The sequence below is a fragment of the Roseateles sp. GW823-FHT07B05 genome, assembly GCF_058794515.1.
This window is the reverse complement of record NZ_JBXAGX010000003.1, coordinates 18,383-41,320: the sequence shown is the minus strand read 5'-3', so window position 1 is coordinate 41,320 and position 22,938 is coordinate 18,383. Positions and strand designations below refer to the sequence as shown.

Annotated in this window: 19 protein-coding genes; 13 read left to right on the top strand and 6 right to left on the bottom strand. The window is 71.7% G+C overall.

What is annotated here, in order from left to right:
• Nucleotides 1–29 precede the first annotated feature (29 nt).
• The 6 genes from AC1Q7O_RS08330 to AC1Q7O_RS08305 all read left to right on the top strand — a co-directional run bounded on the left by AC1Q7O_RS08330 (nt 30) and on the right by AC1Q7O_RS08305 (nt 5,118).
• A complete protein-coding gene (locus AC1Q7O_RS08330; RefSeq protein ID WP_492662371.1) occupies nt 30–665 on the top strand; it encodes a PepSY-associated TM helix domain-containing protein in 636 nt (211 codons plus the stop codon).
• A 28-nt stretch (nt 666–693) separates the two neighbouring features.
• Nucleotides 694–1,230, top strand: coding sequence for a DUF2271 domain-containing protein (locus AC1Q7O_RS08325; protein WP_492662372.1), 537 nt, complete (start codon nt 694–696; stop codon nt 1,228–1,230).
• Between the two features lie 25 nt (nt 1,231–1,255).
• The gene (locus tag AC1Q7O_RS08320; RefSeq protein ID WP_492662373.1) at nt 1,256–2,086 is read left to right on the top strand and encodes a DUF4198 domain-containing protein; all 831 of its coding nucleotides are present in this window, start codon (nt 1,256–1,258) and stop codon (nt 2,084–2,086) included.
• On the top strand, nt 2,087–3,124 hold the full coding sequence (locus AC1Q7O_RS08315; protein WP_492662374.1) for an FAD:protein FMN transferase: 1,038 nt from the start codon (nt 2,087–2,089) through the stop codon (nt 3,122–3,124).
• Nucleotides 3,121–4,488 carry a sulfite reductase subunit alpha gene (locus AC1Q7O_RS08310; RefSeq protein WP_492662375.1) on the top strand — a complete coding sequence of 456 codons (1,368 nt, stop codon included), beginning with the start codon at nt 3,121–3,123 and terminating at the stop codon, nt 4,486–4,488. The genes AC1Q7O_RS08315 and AC1Q7O_RS08310 overlap by 4 nt, the downstream gene beginning before the upstream one ends.
• Nucleotides 4,489–4,686: 198 nt before the next feature.
• Nucleotides 4,687–5,118 carry an SWIB/MDM2 domain-containing protein gene (locus tag AC1Q7O_RS08305; RefSeq protein ID WP_394509526.1) on the top strand — a complete coding sequence of 144 codons (432 nt, stop codon included), beginning with the start codon at nt 4,687–4,689 and terminating at the stop codon, nt 5,116–5,118.
• Between the two features lie 78 nt (nt 5,119–5,196).
• On the opposite strand, the gene AC1Q7O_RS08300 is transcribed toward AC1Q7O_RS08305, so the two are convergent.
• On the bottom strand, nt 5,197–5,589 hold the full coding sequence (locus AC1Q7O_RS08300) for a response regulator (RefSeq protein ID WP_492662376.1): 393 nt from the start codon (nt 5,587–5,589) through the stop codon (nt 5,197–5,199).
• Between the two features lie 218 nt (nt 5,590–5,807).
• Between AC1Q7O_RS08300 and AC1Q7O_RS08295 the strand changes: the two genes are divergently transcribed.
• Nucleotides 5,808–6,617 (top strand): MHFG family PEP-CTERM protein, encoded by an 810-nt coding sequence (locus AC1Q7O_RS08295; RefSeq protein ID WP_492662377.1) that lies wholly within the window; start codon nt 5,808–5,810, stop codon nt 6,615–6,617.
• A 25-nt stretch (nt 6,618–6,642) separates the two neighbouring features.
• Here the strand turns inward: AC1Q7O_RS08295 and uvrA are convergent, their stop codons facing one another.
• Nucleotides 6,643–9,537 (bottom strand): excinuclease ABC subunit UvrA, encoded by a 2,895-nt coding sequence (gene uvrA / locus AC1Q7O_RS08290; RefSeq protein WP_492662378.1) that lies wholly within the window; start codon nt 9,535–9,537, stop codon nt 6,643–6,645.
• 175 nt (nt 9,538–9,712) lie between these two features.
• On the opposite strand from uvrA, the gene AC1Q7O_RS08285 reads away from it, so the two are divergent.
• The 5 genes from AC1Q7O_RS08285 (at nt 9,713) to AC1Q7O_RS08265 (ending at nt 16,839) form a co-directional block, all read left to right on the top strand.
• Complete coding sequence (locus AC1Q7O_RS08285; RefSeq protein WP_492662379.1) at nt 9,713–9,946, top strand: hypothetical protein; 234 nt, start codon at nt 9,713–9,715, stop codon at nt 9,944–9,946.
• Between the two features lie 198 nt (nt 9,947–10,144).
• Entirely contained in the window at nt 10,145–11,350 is a 1,206-nt protein-coding gene (locus AC1Q7O_RS08280) for a hypothetical protein (protein WP_492662380.1), read from the top strand.
• Between the two features lie 56 nt (nt 11,351–11,406).
• Nucleotides 11,407–14,382 (top strand): ATP-binding protein, encoded by a 2,976-nt coding sequence (locus AC1Q7O_RS08275; RefSeq protein ID WP_492662381.1) that lies wholly within the window; start codon nt 11,407–11,409, stop codon nt 14,380–14,382.
• A gap of 310 nt (nt 14,383–14,692) precedes the next feature.
• Nucleotides 14,693–16,117, top strand: a complete 1,425-nt coding sequence (locus AC1Q7O_RS08270) for a pectate lyase family protein (RefSeq protein WP_492662382.1) — start codon at nt 14,693–14,695, stop codon at nt 16,115–16,117.
• 110 nt (nt 16,118–16,227) lie between these two features.
• Nucleotides 16,228–16,839: a 2OG-Fe(II) oxygenase family protein gene (locus AC1Q7O_RS08265; RefSeq protein WP_492662383.1), complete on the top strand. Its 612-nt coding sequence runs from the start codon at nt 16,228–16,230 to the stop codon at nt 16,837–16,839.
• Nucleotides 16,840–16,851: 12 nt separating this feature from the next.
• On the opposite strand, the gene AC1Q7O_RS08260 is transcribed toward AC1Q7O_RS08265, so the two are convergent.
• From AC1Q7O_RS08260 to AC1Q7O_RS08250, 3 genes are read right to left on the bottom strand one after another with little or no spacing between them, the layout of a single operon-like run.
• Nucleotides 16,852–17,649 (bottom strand): putative signal transducing protein, encoded by a 798-nt coding sequence (locus tag AC1Q7O_RS08260; protein ID WP_492662384.1) that lies wholly within the window; start codon nt 17,647–17,649, stop codon nt 16,852–16,854.
• Between the two features lie 56 nt (nt 17,650–17,705).
• Nucleotides 17,706–18,029 carry a hypothetical protein gene (locus AC1Q7O_RS08255; RefSeq protein WP_492662385.1) on the bottom strand — a complete coding sequence of 108 codons (324 nt, stop codon included), beginning with the start codon at nt 18,027–18,029 and terminating at the stop codon, nt 17,706–17,708.
• Nucleotides 18,026–21,556, bottom strand: a complete 3,531-nt coding sequence (locus AC1Q7O_RS08250) for a Dyp-type peroxidase (protein ID WP_492662386.1) — start codon at nt 21,554–21,556, stop codon at nt 18,026–18,028. Before AC1Q7O_RS08250 ends, AC1Q7O_RS08255 begins: the two co-directional genes overlap by 4 nt.
• Before the next feature lie 198 nt (nt 21,557–21,754).
• Here AC1Q7O_RS08250 and AC1Q7O_RS08245 point away from each other — a divergent pair, with 198 nt between their 5' ends.
• A complete protein-coding gene (locus AC1Q7O_RS08245) occupies nt 21,755–22,042 on the top strand; it encodes a hypothetical protein (protein WP_492662387.1) in 288 nt (95 codons plus the stop codon).
• A 9-nt stretch (nt 22,043–22,051) separates the two neighbouring features.
• Here AC1Q7O_RS08245 and AC1Q7O_RS08240 read toward each other — a convergent pair whose 3' ends face one another.
• Nucleotides 22,052–22,828 (bottom strand): DUF2306 domain-containing protein, encoded by a 777-nt coding sequence (locus AC1Q7O_RS08240; RefSeq protein ID WP_492662388.1) that lies wholly within the window; start codon nt 22,826–22,828, stop codon nt 22,052–22,054.
• Nucleotides 22,829–22,938 lie beyond the last annotated feature (110 nt).

Below are 22,938 nucleotides of genomic sequence, written 5' to 3'. Positions count from 1 at the left end.
GCGCAGCGCTGCGGCGCCCGGACGTGAACATGAAGCCCGCCTCCAACGCCAAACACCGCGCCGGCTGGCTCAAGCAGCTGCACACCTGGCACTGGATCAGCTCGGCCATGTGTCTGGTCGGCATGATCTTGTTCGCTGCCACCGGCATCACGCTCAACCACGCCAGCAGCATCGAGTCCAAGCCGCAGATCGTGCAGAAGCAGCTGCAGCTGCCGACCGAGGTGCTGGGCCTGGTGCGCGCCGAGGGCGACGCCAAGGACGAGAAGAAGCCCGTGCCGCCGTCGCTGCACGCCTGGATGTCCAAGCACCTCGACCACAGCTTCGACGCCGATGCCGAGGCCGAATGGACCGCCGACGAGATCTACGTCGCCCAGCCCCGCCCCGGCGGCGACGCCTGGCTGCGCATCGACCGCCGCAGCGGCGCCGCCGAGTACGAGTCCACCGACCGCGGCTGGATCTCCTACCTCAACGACCTGCACAAGGGCCGCCACACCGGCACCGCCTGGAGCTGGTTCCTCGACCTCTTCGCCGTCGCCTGCCTGGTGTTCTGCATCACCGGCCTGCTGATCCTGAAATACCACGCCACGCTGCGGCCCAGCACCTGGCCGCTGGTCGGCTTCGGCTTCGTGCTGCCGGCGCTGCTGGCACTGCTGCTCATCCACTGAATCTCCCCCCCTCGACACGAGAACCGCCATGACCCGTCATCGCCTCACTCCCACGCTTTCCGCCATCGGCGCCCTGGGCGCGCTCAGCGTCGGCAGCTCCGCCTGGGCCGCCACCGTGCAGCTCAAGATCGAAGTGCCGCGCCTGAACGTGGCCGAGTACCACAAGCCCTACATCGGCGTGTGGCTGGAGAAGCCCGGCCAGCATGGCGCCGCCGCGCAGCTGGCCGTCTGGTACGACCTGAAGAAGCCCAACAACGGCGGCACCAAGTGGCTGAAGGACATGCGCCAGTGGTGGCGCCAGGGCGGCCGTGAGCTGGCGCTGCCGGCGGACGGCGTCAGCGGCGCCACGCGCGCGCCGGGCGAGCACGTCATCTCGTTCGACAAGCATCCCAACCTCGACAAGCTGCCGGCCGGCCAGTACGAGCTGGTCGTCGAGTCCAGCCGCGAAGGCGGCGGCCGCGAGGTGCAACGCGTGCCGTTCACGTGGCCCATCAAGGCCGCGGCCGACACCAAGGCACAGGGCGAGCACGAGCTCGGCGCCGTGCAGCTGACCGTCAAGCCCTGAGCCCCTGGCCCCACCGGAGACCCCCATGCGCTTCACACCCCGCCTCGCGTCCCTCGCCCTCGCGGCCGCCCTGCTGCCGCTGACCGTCCAGGCCCACATCACCTGGTTGCTGCCCAACCAGACGCAGTTCGGCGCCGGCCGCGAGGCCCCCGTCGCGGCCTTCGACGCCGCCGTGTCCGAAGACCTCTTCAACTTCGAGCGCGCCCTCAAGCTCGACACGCTGCGCATCACCGGCCCCGACGGCAAGCCGCTGGAGGCCGAGAACCGCGTCGCCTCGCGCCATCGCGAGAGCTTCGAGCTCAAGCTGCCGCTGAACGGCACCTACCGCATCAGCAACGTCAGCCAGGCCATCATGGGCAGCTACAAGCAGGGCGGCGAGACCAAGCGCTTCCGCACCACGCAGGCCACGATCGCCAAGGACGTGCCGGCCGACGCCGAGATCACCAGCTTCGCCGTCACCACCGCCCGCCAGCAGACCTTCGTCACGAAGGAAGACCCGAGCAAGTTCACGTTCACCCCCGAAGGCATGGGCCTGGAGCTGCTGCCTCTGGGGCAGGTGACCGACCTGAGCCATGGCGACAGCACGCGCTTTCGCCTGCTGCTGGACGGCAAGCCGCTGCCCAACGCCGCGCTGCGCCTGCTGCGCGAAGGCAACCGCTACCGCTACAAGCAGGGCGAAGAAGCGCTCAAGAGCGACGACAAGGGCGAGTTCGCCGTCACCTGGACCGAGCCCGGCCGTTACCTGATCGGCGCCAACGTCGGCGACCGCCCGGCCCCCGGCCAGCCGCAGGGCACGCGTGAAGCGCCGCTGCAGCGCGCGTCCCTGAGCGCCACCTTCGAAGTGCTGCCCAAGTAAATGCCACTGGCCACCGACCTCGCGCCCCGCGTGCTGGTGCCGCTCGCCATCCGCGGCGAGCCGCCAGCCTGGGGCCAGGTCGTCCATGCACTGCAGGGCCAGAGCATGGGCACCACCTGGTCGGTGCGCTGCGTGGGGCCCGGCCCGCTGCGGCTGGACGCCGTCGAGCAGGCCATCACCGCCGCGCTGGACGACGTCATCGCGCAGATGAGCCACTGGGACACCACGTCCGCGCTGAGCCGCTTCAACGCCGCGCCGGCCGGCCACGTGCAGGCGCTGCCCGACGGCTTCGCCACTGTCATGGACGCCGCGCTGCGCGTGGCCGCCGCCAGCGACGGCGCCTACGACCCCGCGGCCGGCGAGCTCGTCGCGCTGTGGGGCTTCGGCCCCGCGGGCCTGCGCCCCCGCCACGACGAGCCCGGCTTCACGCTGCCCGGCGACGCCGACATCGCCGCCGCCCGCCGCGACTGGCGCAGCCTCGCCTGGGACGCCGCCACGCGCCGCCTGACCCAGCCCGGCGGCGTGCGGCTGGACCTGTCGGCCATCGCCAAGGGCCATGCCGTGGACCGCGTGGCCGACGTGCTGGCCGACTGCGGCCTGCCCGACCACCTCGTCGAGATCGGCGGCGAGCTGCGCGGCGCCGGCCTCAAGCCCGACGGCCAGCCCTGGTGGGTGGACCTCGAACCGCCCGCGCCCGACTGCGGCCTGGCGCCCACCCGCCTCGCGCTGCACGGCCTGGCCATCGCCACGTCGGGCGACTACCGCAAGCACTTCACCAGTACCGACGGCCAGCGCCTGCCGCACACGCTGGACCCGCGCACCGGCCGCCCTATCGCGCACGGCACGGCGTCCGTCAGCGTCGTGCACGACAGCGCCATGTGGGCCGACGCCTGGTCCACCGCGCTGACCGTGCTGGGCCCCGAGGCCGGCCTCGCGCTCGCGACCGAACAGGGCCTGGCTGCCCAGCTCATCTGGCGCGACGCCGCCGGCGGCTTTGCCGAAGCCTGGACGCCCGCGCTGCGGGACCTGTCGCTGTGATCCCCGGCCGCCTGCCCACGGCGATCGCACTGATCGCCCTCTACCTGCTGCTGTGCGCGTTCGTCGCGTGGCGCCACCAACGGCGCCAGCGCCTGCAGGCCCAGGCCGCCGCCCAGCTGCTGCCGGCACAGGACGGCGGCACACCGCTGCTGGTGCTGCACGCCAGCCAGACCGGCCAGGCCGAGGAACTCGCGCTGCAGACCGCACGCGCGCTGCACGTGGCCGGCCAGCCCGTGCGGCTGGCCGCGCTGGGCAGCCTGCGCCCCGACGAGCTGCGCGGCGCCACGCACGCCCTCTTCATCGTCAGCACCTACGGCGAAGGTGACCCGCCCGACGCCGCCGCGCCGTTCTGGCGCGCCGCGGCGGAAGGCATGCCCGACCTCGCCAGCCTGCGCTACGGCGTGCTCGCGCTGGGCGACCGCAGCTACGCCCGCTTCTGCGGCTTCGGCCTCGAGCTGGACGGCTGGCTGCAGCGCGCCGGCGCCAACGCGCTGTTCGAGCGCATCGACGTCGACCGCAGCGACGCCGCCGCGCTGGCCCAGTGGCGCCACCAGCTGGGCCACATCGCCGGCACCGCCGACCTGCCCGCCTGGGAGGAGGCGCCCTTCCAGCCATGGCTGCTGGCCGCGCGCCAGCACCTCAACCCCGGCAGCGCCGGCGGCGGCGTGTTCCACCTCGAACTCACGCCGCCTGCCGGCCAGCCGCTGCCCGACTGGCAGGCCGGCGATCTCGTGCAGGTGCAGGTCGACAGCGAGCCACGCCAGCCGCGTGAGTACACCATCGCCTCGCTGCCCGCCGACGGCCGCCTGCACCTGATGGTGCGCCAGACGCGCCGCGACGACGGCAGTCCCGGCCTCGCCTCCGGCCTGCTGACGCTCGCCGCGCAGCCGGGCGACGCCATCGCGCTGCGCGTGCGCAGCCACGCGGGCTTCCGCATCGGTGGCAACGCCCATCGGCCGCTCATCCTCATCGGCAACGGCACCGGCCTGGCCGGCCTGCGCGCCCACCTCAAGGCCCGCGCCGGTGCCGGCGCGCCGCCGGCCTGGCTCGTCTACGGCGAGCGCCAGTCCGCGCACGATGCGCACTACGACGCAGAGCTGCACGCTTGGGCCGCGCAAGGCCTGCTCGCGCGGCTGGACCGCGCCTACTCGCGCGACCAGCCCGAGCCGCGCTACGTGCAGCACCTGCTGGCCGAACAGGCCGTCGCGCTGCGCGACTGGGTCGCCCGCGACGCCGCGATCTACGTCTGCGGCAGCCTGCAAGGCATGGCCGCGGCGGTCGATGCGGTGCTGCGCGAAACGCTCGGAGAAGCCACCGTGGACACCCTCATCGAGCAGGGTCGTTACCGCCGCGACGTGTATTGAGCGGCGCTGCAGTGATGCAGCCCCGCGACAACCCCGATGTTTCCTGGGCAGATACGCGTTTTCTCCTGGGAGAAAGCCTTCTCTTCCCTGGGTGAAGCGCAGTACCATCGCCGCCGCAGGGTGCTAGAGAGTATTGAAGGCTTACGCGGCCTTCACCCGGACCCGGCACATCAACAACTTTTGATGGAGTGAATCGACATGGCAACTGCGAAGAAGGCCGCGCCCGCGAAGAAGGCGGCTGCACCGGCGAAGAAGGCCGCCCCGGCGAAGAAGGCGGCTGCGCCCGCGAAGAAGGCCGCGGCAACGCCGGCCAAGAAGGCCGCCGCGACGCCGGCGAAGAAGGCAGCTCCGGCCAAGAAGGCCGCGGCGCCCGCCAAGAAGCGCACGCCCAACGCCGCCTTCATGAAGGCCCTGACCCCCAGCGCGGCCCTGGCCGCCATCGTCGGCGCAGCACCCCTGCCCCGCACCGACGTGACCAAGAAGGTCTGGGAATACATCAAGAAGAACAAGCTGCAGGACGAGCTGCAAAAGCGCGTCATCAACGCCGACGCCAAGCTGAAGGAAATCTTCGGCAAGGCCAAGGCCGACATGTTCGAGATGACCAAGCTGATCAACAGCCACCTGAAGTGAAGCGGCGCCGCGCACGCCGCGGCCTCGCCTCTACCAAGCCCGGCACTGCCGGGCTTTTTCTTTGCCTCGACGCGCTTGCTAGCCCAGCAGCCGCGCCAGCGCGGCCTGCAGGCGTGACACGTCGATGGGCTTGAGCCAGTAGTCGTCGAAGCCGGCCTCGCGCGCGGCGCGCACGACGTCGCTCGGGTCGTCGGCCGACAGCGCCACCCAGCGCACGCCCGCCAGCGCGGCCGACAGGCCGGCGTCCGCGGCCACGTGCCGGCGCAACTCCAGCCCCGTCATGTCGGGCAGGTGCATGTCCACCAGCAGCAGGTCGGGCCGGCCACCGGCCAGCAGCTCCAGCGCCTCGGCACCGGTCTCCGCCGTGCGCAGCACCCAGCCCGGCAGCAGCCGGAACACCTCCTCCATCAGGATCAGATGGATGCGGTCGTCTTCGACGTAGAGCACCTGCGGCGCGGCGCGGTCGGGCATGGCGTGGGAGGGGCAGCTGCAGCGGTCGGCACGATAGCAGCAATGCCCGGCGCCTCGGCCGGTGCGGGACGGGCGTCGTTTCCGCGGATTTGCGTGACATTTCGCACCCGGCAACCTCCCCCGGCTTCGGGGGTCTTCAACGCGGACAAACCCTCGACATCCCTAACATTTGGGATACGCGTTCTGTTTCGAGCGTCACCCTTTGTTACGGGTTGCCCATGTCCCTGATTGCCACTCTCGCCCTCGCCGTTTCCGCCGGTTCCGCGCTGCCCGAATGCAGCTGGGACCGCCCGGGCGCCAACCCGTTCATGGGTGACGTGGTGGCGGCCGTGGACCGGTACCAGGACATCCCCGCCGCGACGCGCGAGAAGCTCAAGGCGCGCATGAAGGCGCGCAGCTACGACGACATCGCCGTCATCGAGCGCGACGGCATCAAGGGCCAGGGCAAGGCCGAATACGCGCCGGAGATCCGCGACATGCACTTCGGCCCGGGCGCCGTCTGCAAGACCGTCACGCGCGCCAAGTGGACCGCCAAGACGCAGGAACGCGGCCTCGTCTACTGCGAGGACGGCCAGTGCATCCTGGTGCCCACCGTGTGCCGCAACGTCAGCCGCATCAAGCGCCTGGAGGCCCGGCCGGCCGCGGTGGCGCCGTCCGGCGCCGCCAATGTGGCGTCGTCGACGCGCGAGGGCGAGAACACCGCACCGCTGGAGTTCGAAGCCCCCGCGGCCGGCCCGATGGCCGCCACCGCGCCGGACAGCTTCGCCGGCCAGTCCGGCACGCCGTCGCTGGCCAGCGGCAGCGGCGGTGCACCGCAGGGCGGCAACCTGATCAGCAGCAGCGGCCCGACGGTGGCCGGCGGCGGCGCGCCGTCTCCCATCACGCTGGGCATGCCCGGCCTGCCGCCGGGCACCGTGCGCGTGGCCGAGGTGCCCAGCGTCACGCCGGCCGTGCCGGAGCCGGGCACCTGGGCGCTGATCGCCGCGGGCCTGGTGGTCGTCGGCTACCGCGCGCGGCGCCGCCGCTGAGCCGCGCGGCCTGACGACCTTCTGACTACCTTCTGAGCAGGGGCGCCAGGTAGCGCCCCGTGTGGCTGGCCTCGCAGGCGGCCACGTCCTCCGGCGTGCCGGCCACCAGCAGCGTGCCGCCGCCGGCACCGCCCTCCGGGCCCATGTCGATGAGCCAGTCGGCCGTCTTGATGACGTCCAGGTTGTGCTCGATGACGACGATGGTGTTGCCCGCGTCGCGCAGCTGGTGCAGCACCTTGAGCAGCAGCGCGATGTCGGCGAAGTGCAGGCCGGTGGTGGGCTCGTCCAGGATGTAGAGCGTGCGGCCGGTGTCGCGCTTGGAGAGCTCCAGCGCCAGCTTCACGCGCTGCGCCTCGCCGCCGGACAAGGTGGTGGCGCTCTGGCCCAGCTTCACATAGCCCAGGCCCACGTCCAGCAGCGTCTGCAGCTTGCGCGCCAGCGCCGGCACGGCGTTGAAGAGCTGGAAGGCGTCCTCCACCGTCATGTTCAGCACGTCGGTGATGTTCTTGCCCTTGTAGAGCACCTCCAGCGTCTCGCGGTTGTAGCGCTTGCCGTTGCAGACGTCGCAGGGCACGTAGACGTCGGGCAGGAAGTGCATCTCCACCTTCAGCACGCCGTCGCCCTGGCAGGCCTCGCAGCGGCCGCCGGCCACGTTGAAGCTGAAGCGCCCGGGGCCGTAGCCGCGCTCGCGCGCCGTGTTCATCTCGGCGAACAGCTCGCGGATGGGCGTGAACAGGCCCGTGTAGGTCGCCGGGTTGGAGCGCGGCGTGCGACCGATGGGCGACTGGTCGACGTTGATGACCTTGTCGAACGCGTCCAGGCCCTCGATCTCGTCGTAGGCGGCCGGGTCAGCATGGCTCTGGTAGAGCTTCTTGGCGACGGCGGCGTACAGCGTGTCGTTGACCAGCGTGCTCTTGCCGGAGCCGGACACGCCGGTCACGCAGGTCAGCACGCCGACGGGGATCTCGACGGTGACGCCCTTCAGGTTGTTGCCGCGCGCGTTGACGATGCGCAGCTTCTGGTCCTCGAACGGCTTGTGCCGCGTGGCCGGCACCTCGATGCGCGCGGCGCCGCTGAGGTAGCGGCCGGTGGGCGAGTTCGGGTCGGCGGCCACCTGGTCGGGCGTGCCCTGCGACATCACGCGGCCGCCGTGCACGCCGGCGCCGGGGCCGAGGTCCAGCACCCAGTCCGCGGCGCGAATCGCGTCCTCGTCGTGCTCCACCACCAGCACCGAGTTGCCGAGGTCGCGCAGCCGGCGCAGCGTGGCAATCAGCCGGTCGTTGTCGCGCTGGTGCAGGCCGATGCTGGGCTCGTCCAGCACGTACATGACGCCGGTCAGGCCCGAGCCGATCTGCGACGCGAGCCGGATGCGCTGCGCCTCGCCGCCGGACAGCGTGTCGGCGCTGCGGTCCAGGCTCAGGTAGTTCAGGCCCACGTCGTTGAGGAAGCGCAGCCGTGACGCGATCTCGCGGATGACCTTGTCGCCGATGTCGGCCTTGTTGCCCTTGAGCGTCAGGCCCTCGAAGTAGTGCAGGCACTCGCGCAGCGTCGAATGCTCCACCTCGTAGATGGGCCGGCCCTTGAAGCCGGGCGGCGCGTCGGCCGGCTGCAGCACCACGTGGCGGGCCTCGCGGCGCAGGCGGGAGCCCTCGCAGGCCGTGCAGGGCTTGGCGGCCATGTAGCGGGCCAGGTCCTCGCGCACGGCGGCCGAGTCGGTCTCCTTGAAGCGGCGCTGCAGGTTGGGCAGGATGCCCTCGAACGGATGGCTGCGCTTGACCGAGCGCTTCTTGCCCGACGCCGTCTCGGCCTGGTAGGTGAAGCTGATCTCTTCCTCGCCGGAGCCGCGCAGCAGCACCTGCTGGGCCTCGGGCGACAGGCTCTCCCACGGCGCCTCGACGTCGAACTTGTAGTGCGCCGCCACCGATTCCAGCAGCGAGAACGTGTAGGGGTTGCGGCGGTCCCAGCCCTTCACGGCGCCGCTGGCCAGGCTCAGCGTGGGGAAGGCGACGACGCGATCGGGGTCGAACACGGTGACCTGGCCCAGGCCCTCGCAGCTGGGGCAGGCGCCCACCGGCGAGTTGAACGAGAACAGCCGCGGCTCCAGCTCGGGCAGCGAGTAGGAGCACACCGGGCAAGCGAACTTGCTGGAGAACAGCGTCGTCTGCTGGCTGTCCATGTCCATCACCAGCGCCCGGCCCTCGGCCAGCCGCAGCGCGGCCTCGAAGCTTTCGGCGAGGCGCTGGCGCAGCTGGTCCGCGCCGTCGTGGCGCAGCTTGATGCGGTCGATGACGACGTCGATGTCGTGCTTCTCGGCCTTCTTCAGCGCCGGGATCTCCGGCGCCTCCACCGTCGCGCCGTCGACGCGGAAGCGCACATAGCCCTGCGCCTGCAGCTCCTGGAACAACTCGACGAACTCGCCCTTGCGGTCGCGCACGACCGGCGCCAGCAGCATCAGCTTGCTCTCGTCGGGCATGGCCAGCACCGCGTCCACCATCTGGCTGACGGACTGCGCCTCCAGCGGCAGGTGGTGGTCGGGGCAGAACGGCGTGCCGGCGCGGGCGTACAGCAGGCGCAGGTAGTCGTGGATCTCGGTGACGGTGCCGACCGTGGAGCGCGGGTTGTGGCTGGTCGCCTTCTGCTCGATGGAGATCGCCGGCGACAAGCCTTCGATGACGTCCACGTCCGGCTTGTCCATCAGCTGCAGGAACTGCCGCGCGTAGCTGGACAGGCTCTCGACGTAGCGCCGCTGCCCTTCCGCGTACAGCGTGTCGAAGGCGAGCGACGACTTGCCCGAGCCGGACAGCCCCGTGATGACGACCAGCGCATGCCGCGGCAGGTCGACGTCGATGTTCTTCAGGTTGTGCGTGCGCGCACCGCGCACGCGGATGAATCGGGATTCGGGGGACTCCGGGAGGGCCATGGCAATGTCTTCAAGCGAACCGGCCATGATAGGCCGACGCTTCGTCGCCGTCGCGCGCAGCTCACGACGCCGGTCCTGCGCTTCGTCGCGGCGGCGTGGCGGCGCGCGGCCCCGCTGCCGAAACTGCTTCCATCGACACAGCAATCCCGCTGTGAAAACCCCGGAAGGAAGCACCATGAAGACCACCGTTCTGATCCAGGCCGCCGCCGTCGCCGCCTTTGCCATCACCGCGCTGACCGCCCAGGCCGCCCCGCAGGAAGTGCACAAGCTGCCGCGCGTCGTCGTCACCGGCAAGGCCGTCAAGGAGATCGCCCAGCTGCCGCGCGTCGTCGTGACCGGCTACGCGGTGCGCGAGGTCGCCCAGGTCCAGCAACTGCCCCGCGTGACCGTCACGGGCCGCCGCGCCTGATGCCGTCTGACGATGCGTTGCACGCCCCACCCCCGAGCCGAGTCGCCGGCGCAGCAGGCCGCCGGCCCGGTCTGCGCCGCCGAGTCGGCTTGCGTCCTGCGACGAAAGTCACAGGTCTGAAAGACAATCGGGCTTCTGCATCGGAGCCCGCTAGTGAAAGAAGAGTTGCGCAAACGCCGGTCCTGGCTGGATGGCTTCATGGCCTACCCGGCCCCCGCAGGCCTGAGCGAGACCCAGCTTCGCGAAAACATCATCCTGCTGGACCAGGCGCTGTACGAGCTGTGGAACCTGGGCCACAACCTCATCTTCGGGTGGACGCCCGAGGCGCGCGGCCTGCGCGTGCTGGTGGCGCCCCACCCCATGCTGACCGAGTTCGCGTTGGGCGACGGCAACCTGCCGGCGGCCGAGCTGGCGCGGCGCGCGCGGCTGCTGGACGACGTGCTGTCCAGCCAGGAACACCTGCAGGCCCAGGCCTTCGACACCGTCAGCGCTGCGCTGGGCGTGGCGCCCCGCCTCATCGCGCTGCCGTTCGCGCCCGAGCAGGGCCTGGGCCTGCCGCTGATCGCGGCCATCGCCGCGCGCTACGGCGTGCGCCTGGTGGAGGACCGCGCCGTCATCCTGTTCGACGCGGTCGGCTTCTCGCTGCTGACGCCGCTGCAGCAGGTGGTGCAGCTCAACAGCCTGTCCTGCTCCGTCAACGCCGCCTACGCCAAGCTGCTGGACCAGGAAATCAACATCAACTTCGCCCGCACGACGACGGGCGACGGCTTCTACATCTGGAACCGCATGCGCGGCGTGGAGGCCAACGTCGAGCTGTACCAGCTGATGCAGTTCATCCTGGCCGACAACGCGCTGGCGCAGGAACGCGCGACGCGGGCCGAGTCGGTGCCGCGGCTGCGCGCCTGCTTCCACGTCGGCTCGCACTACGAGTTCTATCAGTCCGAGGGCCTGAACCCGACCTCGTTCAGCTACTTGGTGGGCCAGGTCACCATCGAGCTGGCGCGCATGATCGAGAACGCGCAGCCCGGCCAGATCCTGGTCGGCAAGTTCAACACGCTGATGCACGACGAGGCCACCGGCGGCGACGTGCGCATCGACAGCCTGGACTTCGTCGAGCGCACGCGCGCGCCGCTGCGCAGCCTCAACGGCCTGAAGCTGGCCGGCTCCGAGGTCGACGAGATCGCCTGCTACCTGACCGGCCGGCGCGACGCCGACGGCCTGTGGGGCATCAGCGAGTACCAGGTGGCCGACAAGCACGGCCTGATTCACCGCGTCTACAACGCCAAGATCAACATCCACCGCCGCAACGGCGAGCCCATCTACCTGGGCCTGCGCGAGGAAGACCTGCCCCCGGACGCGCCGCGCACGGTGGCCGACACGGACTTCCACCCGCTGCAAGCCTGACGGCCGCGGTCGGTCTCGGGCCCTTGCAGAGGCTGCAGCGCTAGGATGACTGGGCAGTGACCGAGTCTCCCGCCCCCTTCGCCGCACCCGCTGCGCCCGCCAGCGCGGGCCAGCGCCGGCTGCTGACGCTGCTGTTCGTCGACCTCAGCGGCTCCACCGCGATGGCCGAGTGGATGGAGGCCGAGCACTACTCGGCCATGCTCGCGGCCCTGCGCGAGCTGTACGAGCGCATCGTGCCCCACCACGGTGGCGTCATCGCCCGCATCCAGGGCGACGGCATGCTGGCCGTGTTCGGCCACCCCGAGGTGCGCGAGGACGACGGCCGCCGCGCCACCGAAGCCGCGCTGGAGCTGCACGCCGCCGTGCGCGGCATCCAGCCGCCCGGCCCGCGGCCCGCGGACTTCAAGGGCCTGACGCTGCACAGCGGCATCCACGCCGGCATCGTGCTCGTCACCGACGGCGACCAGATGCGCGGCCGCTTCGAGCTGCTGGGCAACGCGCCCAACATCGCCGCGCGGCTCAGCGAGGCGGCGCGCGCCGACGAGATCATCGCCAGCGAGGAAAGCCTGGGCCTGCAGAGCCAGTTCTTCGAGACCGGCCCGCGCTTCTCGCTGCAGCTGCGCGGCCGCGCGACACCGCTGGCCGCCTACCGCGTGTTCGGCCGCGCGCCGGTGGGCCGGCGCTTCGAGGCCAGCATGCGGCGCGGCCTGGCGCCGTTCGTCGGCCGCTGCACCGAGCTGGCCGCGCTGGACGCCGGCCTGGCCCGGGCGCTGGCCGGCGGCCACGTGTGGCTGGGCCTGCGCGCGGGCGCCGGCGTCGGCAAGACCCGGCTCACCGAGGAATTCCTGCGCCGCGCCGGCGACCAGCCCTGCCGCATCCACCGCGGCTACTGCGAGAGCTACCTCAGCGCCGAGCCGCTACAGCCCTTCCTGCAGATGCTGCGGGCGATGGACGGCATGGCCGGCGCGCCGCCCGAGCTGTTCGCCGCCCAGCACGCCGCGCCCGCCGAGCGTGCCGATGCGCTGCTGGCGCTGCTGCTGGCGCTGGCGCGCACCACGCCGCAGCTGGTGTTCATCGACGACCTGCAGTGGGCCGACGACGCCTCGCTGCGGCTGCTGCACCGCCTGCGCAGCGGCGCCGAGCGCCAGCACCTGCCGCTGATGCTGCTCAGCGCCAGCCGCCCGCTCACCGCCGCCCACCTGCCCGGCGCGCACGATGCCGACGCGCAGCCCATCGAGCTGCCGCCGCTGACGGAGTGCGAGTCCGCCCGCGCCGTGCACCACCTGCTGCCGCAGGCCGACCCCTTCATCGCCGCCGAGGTGCAGCGCCACGCCGGCGGCAACCCGCTGTTCATCGAGGAGCTGTGCCACGCCGCGGCCGACGCCGGCGAGCAGCTCGTGCAGGGCCAGAGCAGCTCGGCCTGGCTGGCGGCGCTGGTGGAGTCGCGCGTGGGCCGGCTGCCGCCCGAGCAGGCCTGGCTGGTGCGGCTGGCCGCCGTCATCGGCAACGTCATCCCGGTGTGGCTGCTGCAGGCGCTGTCCGGCTGCGGCGAGCAGCACCCGGCCGTGCTGGCGCTGGCGGCGCAGGACTTCATCTTCCCCGACAGCCACCCCGGCCACCTGCGCTTCAAGCACGGCATCACACGCGACGTCGTCTACGAGGCCACCGGCCTGCACGAGCGCCAGGCGCTGCACCGCCACATCCGCGCCGAGCTGGCCGCGCGCGGCGGCGCCGAGGGCCAGCTGCACGAACAGCTGGCCTACCACGCCGCCGCCGCCAACGACTGGCCCGCCGCCGCGCTGCATGCCGAGGCCGCGGGCGACCAGGCGCTGGCCGCGTCCGCGCTGGACCGCGCCAAGAAGCAGTTCCGCGCCGCGCTGGCCGCGCTGGAGTTCCTGCACGACGACGCCGACCGCCGGCGCCGCTGGATCACCATTGCGCAGCGCCTGGGCATGGCCTGCGTGTTCGACGCGTCGCAGGACGACCTGCGCGTGCTCAAGCACGCCGCCGTGCTGGCCGCTGCCGACGGCGACGCCGGCCTCATCGCCCGCACCGAGTACTGGCTGGCCTACGTGGGCTACGCGCTGGGCGAGACGCGCGACAGCCTGCGCCACGCGCGCGCCGCCGTCGAGAAGGCCCAGCAATGCGGCGACCACGCGCTGCTGGCCCAGCTGCCCGGCACCGTCGGCCAGCTGCAGGCCGCTGCCGCCAACTACGCCGAGGCCACGCCGATGCTGGACCTCGCCATCGAGCGCCAGCGCCTGCGCGCCAGCAAGAGCGCCGTCAACCGCATCGGGCTGTCGTTCTCGCTGTGCTGCCGCGCCTACGTGCTGGGCGACCGCGGCCGCTTCGACGAGGCACACGCCACCTTCGCCGAGGCGCTGGCGCCGTTCGACGGCAGCGGCCACGCCGTGGAAGCCAGCATCCAGGGCTGGCGCGCCGCCGTCTTCCTGTGGCAGGGCCGCTGGGCCGACGCGCAGGCCGCCGCGGCCGTGGCCCACCGCGTGGGTGCGCAGGTGCGCAGCATGTTCACCTGCGCGATGGGCCACGCGGCCGGCGCCTATGGCGCCTGGATGCAGGACGGCGACCCCGACGCGCCGCAGCGCGTGCTGGACGCCACCGCCTGGCTGGCGCCGCGCGGCGGCGGCCTGTACAGCAGCTTCAACCACGGCTGGCTGGCCGACATGCGCGTCACGCAAGGTGACAGCGTTGCCGCGCGCCGCCATGTGGCGCAGGCGCTCAAGCGCGGCCGCCAGCACGACTGGATCGGCGGCGCCATGGCCTACCGGGCCGCCGCCCGGCTGGCCGCCCAGGCCGGCGACGCGGCCCAGGCCCGCCACTACCTGGCGCTGGCCCGCGGCGCCGGCGAGCAGCGCAACTCCGACCACGAGGCCGCCGTCACCGCGCTGGTGGAGGCCGAGCTGCGGCTGGACGACGGCTGGCGCGCCGCGCTGGACCGCGCGCAGGCCGAGTTCGAGCGCATGGGCATGGCCGGCTTCCTGGCACGCGCCCAGCACCTGCGCGGCGGCTGAGCGCCCGGGCAGCAGCGCCTGGCAATGCCTGTTACGTCTGCGCCGTCACCGCAGCCGGCTACGTGAAACCGCGCATCCACATTTTCAGAACGCTGTTTCATAGTTGCAGCGCGATGCGCGGCCGCCTGGCTGCGCCGACCTGACGTCGCCGCGCCGTGAGCGCGGATCGGCCGGTTGCGACCTGACGTCGGCACTGGTTTCCCTCCCACCCCACCACTCCCGTGCCGGCACGCCCCGCAGCGCCGGCACGGGCAGGCTGCGCGTGCCTGGACGGATACCGCGCCGCCACGACTCCCAGGAGACAAACGCCATGAAGAAGATCACTCCCCCGCCGCTGCCCACCGTGCGCACCGCCGGCGCCGCCGTGTCGCTGCTGCTGGCCGCCACCGGCGCCCATGCCGCGGACTGGCCGTCGGGCTACTCGAAATGCGCCGACCAGGGCGAGACCTGCAAGGTCGGCACCGCCACGCGCGCCGTGTCCTACGGCATCAAGGACAAGTGGGTCGTCAAGAACCTAAGCGGCAACATCGCCTGCACGACCGCCACCTTCGGCAGCGACCCCAACCCCGGCATCACGAAGAAATGCGCGCTGGGCCCGGTGGCCTCACCCGCGCCCACGCCGGCGCCGACGCCCGCCCCCACCCCTGCGCCGACACCTGCGCCCACCCCGGCCCCCACGCCGGCTCCATCCCCCGCACCCACGCCCGCGCCCGCCCCGGCCGGCCACAGCGGCGGCTATGCCGGCACCGTGACCGGCGGCGGCAGCGCCGCGGTGCAGACCGTCAGCACGCCCGAGCAGATGCAGGCCGCCATCAACGCCTACGACGGCAGCTCCGGCCTGGTGTTGCGCTACACCGGCACGTTCGACTTCGGCACCATCCCCGACGCCTGCACGCAGTGGAAGAAGCCGGCCGGCGCCATCGTCGAGGTCAAGAACAAGAGCAACGTCACCATCGAGGGCGCCAACGGCTCGGCGGCCAACTTCGGCCTCGCCATCAAGGGCGGCGCGCAGAACGTCATCATCCGCAACATGACGCTGGGCCTGCTGCCGGGCTCCATCGACGCCATCGGCATCGAGGGCCAGGGCGGCAAGTACCCCGGCTACATCTGGATCGACCACAACACGCTGTTCAGCAGCCTGAAGGAATGCAGCGGCGCCGGTGACCTGGAGTTCGACGGCCTCATCGACAGCAAGGCCGGCGCCCACCACATCACCTACTCGTACAACGACATCCACGACCACCACAAGGTCGGCCTGATCGGCTCCAGCGACAGCGACGCGAGCGACCGCTTCATCACCTTCCACCACAACCTGTACCAGAACATCGGCTCGCGCGTGCCGCTGCAGCGCGGCGGCTACACGCACATCTACAACAACCTCTACAGCGGCGTGAAGACCTCGGGCGCCAACATCCGCATGGGCGGCTACTCGCTGATCGAGGGCAACTGGTTCGAGAACTCGCAGAACCCGGTCACCTCGCGCGACAGCTCGGCCATCGGCTACTGGCAGCTGCGCGACAACAACGTGCGCACGCCGGCCGACTTCGCGACCTACGGCATCACCTGGGTGGCCAGCGAGTCCTCGCCGTCGCGCGACGCGACCGACTGGACGACGACCGCCAACTTCCCGCTGGGCATCCCGTACAGCTACACGCTGCAGCCGGCGTCCTGCGTGAAGCAGAAGCTGCCGAGCGCGGCCGGCGCGGGCAAGAACCTGGCGAAGGTGAGCTGCTGACCGGCACACGCCACGGCGCCCTCCCGGCGCCGTGGCCTTGCTCGGTTCCGGCCGGGCCGCGCTCGAAAAGCGCATGAAGGCGGGGCGGGGGGCGACCTTAGGATTTCTCCATGGTCCTCACCGCGCCCGCCCCTGCCGCCGCCTCGACGAAGGCGGTTCATGACCGCGACTTCATCGCGATCTACGACGGCCTGGCGCCCGCGCTGTGCCGCGAGATCGTGCAGCGCTTCGACCGCGACGGCGGCAAGCGCCCGGGCCTGACCGGCGGCCCCGGCCAGGCCGCGCTGGCCGACCAGGCCAAGCGCTCCTGGGACCTGGAGATCCGGCCCGACGGCGACTGGGGCGAACTGTTCCGGCGCATCCACGCGCCCATCCAGGCCTGCATCGCCGACTACCTGTCGCGCAGCCCCATCCTGCGGTCGTTCCCGCTGCAGGTCACCGGCTACAAGATCCAGATGTACCCGCGCGGTGAAGGCCGCTTCGACTGGCACGCCGACTCGGTCGGCGGCGCCACCGGCGACCGTGTCGTCGCGATGGTGCTGTACCTGAACGACGTCGAGCGCGGCGGCGAGACCGAGTTCTTCCACCAGCAGCTCAAGGTCTCACCGCGGGCCGGCCAGCTCGTGCTGTTCCCGGCCGGGTGGAACTACATGCACTGCGGGCATGTGCCGGAGTCGGGGGACAAGTACGTGATCTCGACGTTCGTCAGGATTAAGCACTGACGCGAGCGAGGCTCACCTGGGCAGCGGCTCCCGGGACACCACCTCGGCCAGCGGCGTGTACCGCAGCCGCGTGTCCAGCTGGCCGTCCTTGTCCGTGTCCACGTCGGCGTACTTGAGCACGCCCAACGTGTAGTGCTCCACCCGCAGCGGCTTGCCGCTCGCCGGGTTGATGGTTTCCGTCGTGTCCAGCACGCCATGCGTGAACGTGGCGCGCAGCTCGGGGTAGCCATCGCCATCCGAGTCGGACAGCGTCATCTCGACGTTGCCGTTCTTCAGCCACTGCTGGGTCTCGAAGACGCCGTCGAAGTTGTCGTCCGACTCGGCGGACGCCAGGTGTCCGCGCGCGTCGTAGCGTGCGATGTAGTCGACCTTGCGATCCAGGTTGCGGTCCAGCGTCATCTGGAGCGGCATGCCGTTGGGCGAGAAGGTCCAGGTCTCGTCGAGCTCGCCGTCGCGGTTGTAGTCGACACCGTCGGACCGCGCCGGCGCGCGGTACATCGCGTAGGTGGCGCCCACGCCGATCGCCAGCCCCAGCGCCAGGCCGGCCCAGCCGCGCGACCCGCGCGCCGGCGCGGGCGCAGCGCGGGGCGTCGGCGCCACCTGCGTCGCCTCCCAGCGGTCGATGACGGCCCGGGCCGCGGCATGGTCCTCGTCGGCCACCACCAGGCGCACCAGCCCGCTGGCCGGGATCTCGCCCACGGCGCCCTGCAGCGATTCGCCATGAATGTGCGCCGTGAGGCCTTCCTGCTTCAGCAGGTCCACCAGCATGTGGGCTTCGATGGCGCTGCCGGCTTCGTAGAGAGTTTTCATGCCTTCTTGAATGTGAGGGTCGCCTTAGCGGAAGGGCACCAACGGGCTCAGCGGAGTCATTTGATGAGATACAGAAGTACAAACAACGCGACTGATGCCACCAACAAGTAGGCGCCGATCAGATACGGGCGCATGTAGCTGCGCCCATCCCCCTTGCTCACATGGGAAACGGCATGCTTCCAAGCCAGGTAGTAAAACAAGGAGCCACAGACCGCAACGAGCGGAGTCACCGCCAGCAGCCGCTGATTCAGCGCCAGCCCTTTCATGGAGAGCAGCAGGGCGACCAACCCAAACAGGTTGAGATATCCCACCACGCGCAGCACGCTCAGCGTCACACGCTCCTGGCGTTCGGTGAGCTTGGCAAGCGGCAAGGCGATCACACCGCCAACGCCACCACCGTCGGCGCCCCCGTGAAGCGCATGACCCCGGCATCCAGCACCGCCGCGATGACGCCCAGCATCACGCCCATGCCCATGCCGTAGCCCGAGCAGGCGTGCGGCGGCGCGCCGTTGGGGTCGGCGCGGTCGCCGCCGAAGGCGATGTGGTGGCGCAGCGGGTCCTGCTGCGTGGCCGAGCCCAGGCCAACCACCAGCACGCGGCCCGGCTCGACGTCCACCTGCCCGAGCTTGTGCGCCACGCGCGCCTTGCGCCAGATCTGGAACGGTGTGGGCCGCTGGTTCAGCGTCGCGACCATCGTGGGCCGCAGCCGCGCGACGGCCTCGGCATAAGGCCGCATGCCGGTGGCCGCGTCGGGCTTCACCTCGGTCCACAGCGGCTGCAGTTCCCACAGCTTCCTCGTCTGCACCCAGCCGGCCAGCACGGTCAACAGGTTGGCATGCGTGGTGGGCGGGAAGCCCAGCATGATGCCGGCCAGCGTGCGCGCCGGCAGGTCGGGCGTGGCGCCGGGCACGGCCTGGGCGGCGGCGACGATCTTGGCAGCCAGCGGTGGCAGCTGCGTGCCCGGCTCCTCCAGCCAGGCCTGGGTGGCCGCCAGGAAGCGCTGGCCCGCCGCACGGCCCTCGGCCTTCACGGCGTCGGTCGGGTAGGGGCCGAACACATGGCGCGACACCTTGAAGAGGTCACGCGGGCAACGCGGCGCCACGGCACCAACACCCGGCGCGCCGGCATAGGCCTCGGCATGGAACTCCGTGCCCCAGATGCGCTTGCCGTCGGGCTGGCCGAACCAGGCCGTGCACAGCGCGGCCAGCACGCCTTCGCTCAGGCGCTCGAAGTCCAGCGGCGTGTCGGCGGGCAGGTCCTTGGGTTTCTGGCTGGCGGGGAAGGCGTCCAGCAAAGCACGCGCCTCGCCCTTCAGCTTCTCCAGGCCCATCTTGGCGATCTTGTAGGCCGTGGCGTAGCACTGCGCCTCGCTGTAGGCCTCGATGGCGGCATTGACGGCCGGCGCCTGCTCGCGGTGGCCGGTGTCGTCGTCCAGGCCCAGGAAGCCCACGCCGATGGAGTCGTGCATGCGCTCGCCGTAGCCGCTGTTGGAGTAGCGGTCGGGGGCGTTCCTCAGCACCTCGCAGACGCGCTCGGCCGCGCCCACCAGCACGCCGTAGGCGGTGTCCACCACGCCGCCGGGCTGGGCACGCACCCAGGCCCAGGCCTGGTCGCGGGTGTTGGTGTCTTCCAGCCACAGCTGCATGGCGGCCTTGTCCTGCAGGTCGGGCACGCGCTCGGGCACCGGCACGGGCGCCGGCAGCGGCAGGGCCAGCTCCACGAGGCCCGGCAAGCCCTTCAGCGCGGCGATGGACGGCACGAAGAAGTAGGCGCCCCACTGCAGCGTGACGAAGGGGTCGGGGCCCAGGTCCACCTCGTAGGGCTTGCCGGCATGCTCGAACGGGAACAGCCGCGGGCCGGCGCTGCCGTCCACCACGCCCAGCAGCGGGTCCGGCTGGCCGGAGTAGCCGCCGCTGGCGTTGCCGCCGGCGATCCAGCGCTGCACCACCTCGAACTGCTCGGCGAGGTGGGCGTTGTAGGCCATGAACACCAGGCCGCGGTCCTCGTCGTCGGGCGCGTCGGCATGCACCGGCGCGCCGTAGCTCATGCCGCGGCGCAGGATGCGCGGCATGCGGTTCTTCGAGAACGCCGTGCCGGCCAGGTCGCGCGGGTTGGCGCGACGGATGTGGGCGTGGAAGGGGCAGGCGGCGCCCTGCGCGTCCTTGGCGTAGTTGAAGTCGTTGCCGGTCACGGCCGGCGCGGCCAGCGCGCGGCCGTCCTGCCAGCGGCCCATCAGCTTGGCGAGCACGAGGTCGTGGTCCAGCCCGATCTTCTTGGCCTGCTCGTAGGTGCGCTTGGCGAAGCGGCCGGTGTACTGGCGCAGCTTGCGCACGACGAGGAAGCTGCCGCGGTCCAGCAGCGCGTCGGGCTGCTCGGGCACCGCGTAGCCCTTGTCGCGCTCGGTCGGGAAGCCCTGCAGGATCTCGCCGGTCTTGACGGTGTCGTCCCAGGCGGTGCCGGGCGTGCCGGCCCCGGCGAGCTGGGGCTGGCTGATGCCATCCTTGAAGCCGAAGTGCTCCTTGTCGGCCGCGTTGCTGCGCATGGGCTCCAGCGCCACCAGCGCCAGGCCGGTGCCCACCGTCAGCGCGTCGGCCAGCGCGCGCAGGCGCTGCTCGTCGGCCGCCGTGAAAGTGTCGCCCGGCTCGGCGGCCGGGAAGCGCAGCTGCACCAGCACATGCGTGTTGTCGGGCGCAACGCGGTCCACGCCGTTGACGTGGCGGGCCAGCGCCCAGTGCGTGGGGTGGTTGTGACGCACGTCGCCCAGCAGGCCGGCGCGGGCGGCCATGCCTTCCTTGAAGGCCTGCGGGAAGCGCTCCAGCCGCGCGGCGGGCACGCCCAGCGCCTTCAGTCCGGCCAGCGTCAGCGCCACCTGGCGCCAGACGCCGTCGGCGCTCGTGCCGTCGTTGTCACGGTTGACCGGCGCCGTGCTGAGCCAGGCCACCGCCTGGGCCGCGTTGGCCACGCGCAGCAGCACCAAGCCGCCGCGGTTGCCGGGCGGCTTGGTCAGGATGCAGGCCTGCAGGTCTCCGGGCTTCAGCGACAGCGCGCGCGCCTGGGGCTGCGGCTCGGGCAGCGGCTGCTCGAACCACTGCAGCATCTCGTAGTGCCGCTGGCGCAGCGCGCCGCCGGGCGTCTTGCCGCCGTCGTTGGGGAACTGCTTGGCAGTGTCCAGCTCGCGCAGCTCGAACAGGATGTCGTGCGTGGCGCGCAGCAGGCAGGCGCGGTCGGGCGCGGCGGCGCCGAAGAAGCGCTGCAGCGTGAACAGCCCCGCCAGCGGCACCAAGCCGCGCGCGGCCATCGCGAAGCGGTCCTTGTCGGCGGCGGGCAGCGGCTGCGTCTCGCCGGAGGCCGGCGCGCGCAGGCGGTTGAACTCCAGCTCGCTGGCGCGGCCGCGCTGGGCGGCTTCCAGCCTGGCCAGGTACTCGCCATCGCTGACGGTGCGGCCCGATTCGATGAACAGGAAATCCGCCGACACCTCGTGCTCGCGCACCCAGCGCGCGTAGGTCTCGAAGCTGCAGTCGCGCGACAGCGTGTAGCCCTCGGTGTGGCACAGCATCAGGTCCAGCGTGGAGCCGAGCTGGTCCCAGATGACCCGCATGTAGGGCTCCCAGCCGCCGTCGAAGTTGACGCACAGCAGCAGCCGGTCGGGCGCGCCGTCCTTGCCCTCCACGATGCTCCAGCGGAACGAGTGGACGATGCGCCAGCGCGCGACGATGTCGGTGTAGGGCGACGCCGGCGCGCTGCTCTCGCGCGAGCCCAGGCGCAGGCCGTTGAGCGTCTTCAGCACCTTGCGCAGCCGGTCCACGTAGGTGGCCACTTCCAGTGCGTCGACGAAGCCGCGCTTGATGTCGGCCAGCAGGTTGAGGTCGGTGATGCCGCCCAGTTGGACGTCGTTGCCGCGTGCCATGTTCTGTCTCCCTTGGATGAGCGCGCGCAGTATCCGCGTTAGCCGTGACAGGCCGAACGCCCGTCGCCCCCAAGCGTGACGATGGTCCTCATCGCCGCCAGCCGCATTTCATCCGCCGATTCCGACGACCTATCGCAAACCCCAGGACGGGCAAACCCTTGGCGGGCACAGTCACGCTCACCAAACCGGGAGAGCCACATGAACCGCATCAGCACCACCAGCCACCGCGTCGCCACCCGCCTGCAGGCGGCCAGCGCCGCCGCCCTCGTCGCCCTCGTGGCGCTGACCGGCGCCGCGTGGATGACGCTGACGGTGCCGGCCGACGACATGCCGGTGGTGCAGCTGGAGCGCGTGGTTGTCGAAGGCAAGCGCGCCGACACCCAGGTGGCCGAGGTGAAGCAGCTGCCGCGCGTGGTGGTCACCGGCCGCCGCGACCCGACGGCCGACGGCGCCCAGCTGGCCAGCGCCGGCAGCGCGCTGAACTGAGCGCCGCGGCTAGACCAGCCGCGGCAACCACATGCTCAGCGTCGCGCCGAAGATGCCGACGGCCGTGGCCGCGCTCAGCAGCACCAGCGTGAAGGCCAGCACCAGCCCCCGGCCGCGCGCGCGCAGGTAGAGCTCCAGCACCGCCAGCGGCAGCAGGAACTGCGCGAAGTTCATCGCCGTGACGAAGGGCCCGGTGAAGGTCTTGGGGTCGAAGCCCACGGGCGCCTGCCAGATCAGCATCCACAGCATGAAGCCGACGCGGAAGAACCACACGCCGTTGGCCGCGATGAACAGCCGCAGCGCCCAGCGCCGGTGCGCCTCGAACTGCCGCGCCCGCGCATGCCGCCACGCCAGCGCCGCGAAGGTGACGATGAACACGCCGTTCAAACTGGTGGCCAGCTGCATGGCCACGCCGCCCACGGTGCCGCGCACCCAGATCAGGTAGAAGCCGCTGACCGTGCCCAGCAGGGCGCCCGCGAGGAACACGCGGCCCAGCGTGCGGTGCACGGCCGGCATGCGCCGGCGCAGCGGAGGGATGAGCTGCAGTACGCCGATGCCGGTCATCAGCAGCGCGAAGACCAGGTGCAGGCTCAGCATCGCGTTGCCCAGCCCGTCGCCCGCCACCCAACGCGACTCGCCCGGCGGCCCGCCCAGCGCAGCGCGCCCGTAGCTGACGCCGATGTACAGCGCAAAAATGGCCAGCCCCGTGGCGGCGACGAGGTACCAGAGGCCGGCGGCGGCCGCGACCGGGCGGCTGGGCCGGCCGGCGGAGGTGAAGGTGTCCATGGCGAAGCTCCGTGATGCCGTTGCGACGCACGGCATTCTTCGGAGCCCTCGCTGGCGGGTCGCCCGGCGGCCGACGGGCTGCAGCCCGGATCGGACGAACTGCGCGGCGG

What these genes read in the sequence shown, in the direction of transcription:
- AC1Q7O_RS08250 (WP_492662386.1), bottom strand. Translation starts at nt 21,556, where the DNA reads ATGGCACGCGGCAACGACGTCCAACTGGGCGGCATCACCGACCTCAAC.
- AC1Q7O_RS08295 (WP_492662377.1), top strand. Translation starts at nt 5,808, where the DNA reads ATGTCCCTGATTGCCACTCTCGCCCTCGCCGTTTCCGCCGGTTCCGCG.
- uvrA (WP_492662378.1), bottom strand. Translation starts at nt 9,537, where the DNA reads ATGGCCCTCCCGGAGTCCCCCGAATCCCGATTCATCCGCGTGCGCGGT.
- AC1Q7O_RS08240 (WP_492662388.1), bottom strand. Translation starts at nt 22,828, where the DNA reads ATGGACACCTTCACCTCCGCCGGCCGGCCCAGCCGCCCGGTCGCGGCC.
- AC1Q7O_RS08245 (WP_492662387.1), top strand. Translation starts at nt 21,755, where the DNA reads ATGAACCGCATCAGCACCACCAGCCACCGCGTCGCCACCCGCCTGCAG.
- AC1Q7O_RS08265 (WP_492662383.1), top strand. Translation starts at nt 16,228, where the DNA reads ATGGTCCTCACCGCGCCCGCCCCTGCCGCCGCCTCGACGAAGGCGGTT.
- AC1Q7O_RS08260 (WP_492662384.1), bottom strand. Translation starts at nt 17,649, where the DNA reads ATGAAAACTCTCTACGAAGCCGGCAGCGCCATCGAAGCCCACATGCTG.
- AC1Q7O_RS08325 (WP_492662372.1), top strand. Translation starts at nt 694, where the DNA reads ATGACCCGTCATCGCCTCACTCCCACGCTTTCCGCCATCGGCGCCCTG.
- AC1Q7O_RS08270 (WP_492662382.1), top strand. Translation starts at nt 14,693, where the DNA reads ATGAAGAAGATCACTCCCCCGCCGCTGCCCACCGTGCGCACCGCCGGC.
- AC1Q7O_RS08285 (WP_492662379.1), top strand. Translation starts at nt 9,713, where the DNA reads ATGAAGACCACCGTTCTGATCCAGGCCGCCGCCGTCGCCGCCTTTGCC.
- AC1Q7O_RS08300 (WP_492662376.1), bottom strand. Translation starts at nt 5,589, where the DNA reads ATGCCCGACCGCGCCGCGCCGCAGGTGCTCTACGTCGAAGACGACCGC.
- AC1Q7O_RS08305 (WP_394509526.1), top strand. Translation starts at nt 4,687, where the DNA reads ATGGCAACTGCGAAGAAGGCCGCGCCCGCGAAGAAGGCGGCTGCACCG.
- AC1Q7O_RS08320 (WP_492662373.1), top strand. Translation starts at nt 1,256, where the DNA reads ATGCGCTTCACACCCCGCCTCGCGTCCCTCGCCCTCGCGGCCGCCCTG.
- AC1Q7O_RS08315 (WP_492662374.1), top strand. Translation starts at nt 2,087, where the DNA reads ATGCCACTGGCCACCGACCTCGCGCCCCGCGTGCTGGTGCCGCTCGCC.
- AC1Q7O_RS08330 (WP_492662371.1), top strand. Translation starts at nt 30, where the DNA reads ATGAAGCCCGCCTCCAACGCCAAACACCGCGCCGGCTGGCTCAAGCAG.
- AC1Q7O_RS08280 (WP_492662380.1), top strand. Translation starts at nt 10,145, where the DNA reads ATGGCCTACCCGGCCCCCGCAGGCCTGAGCGAGACCCAGCTTCGCGAA.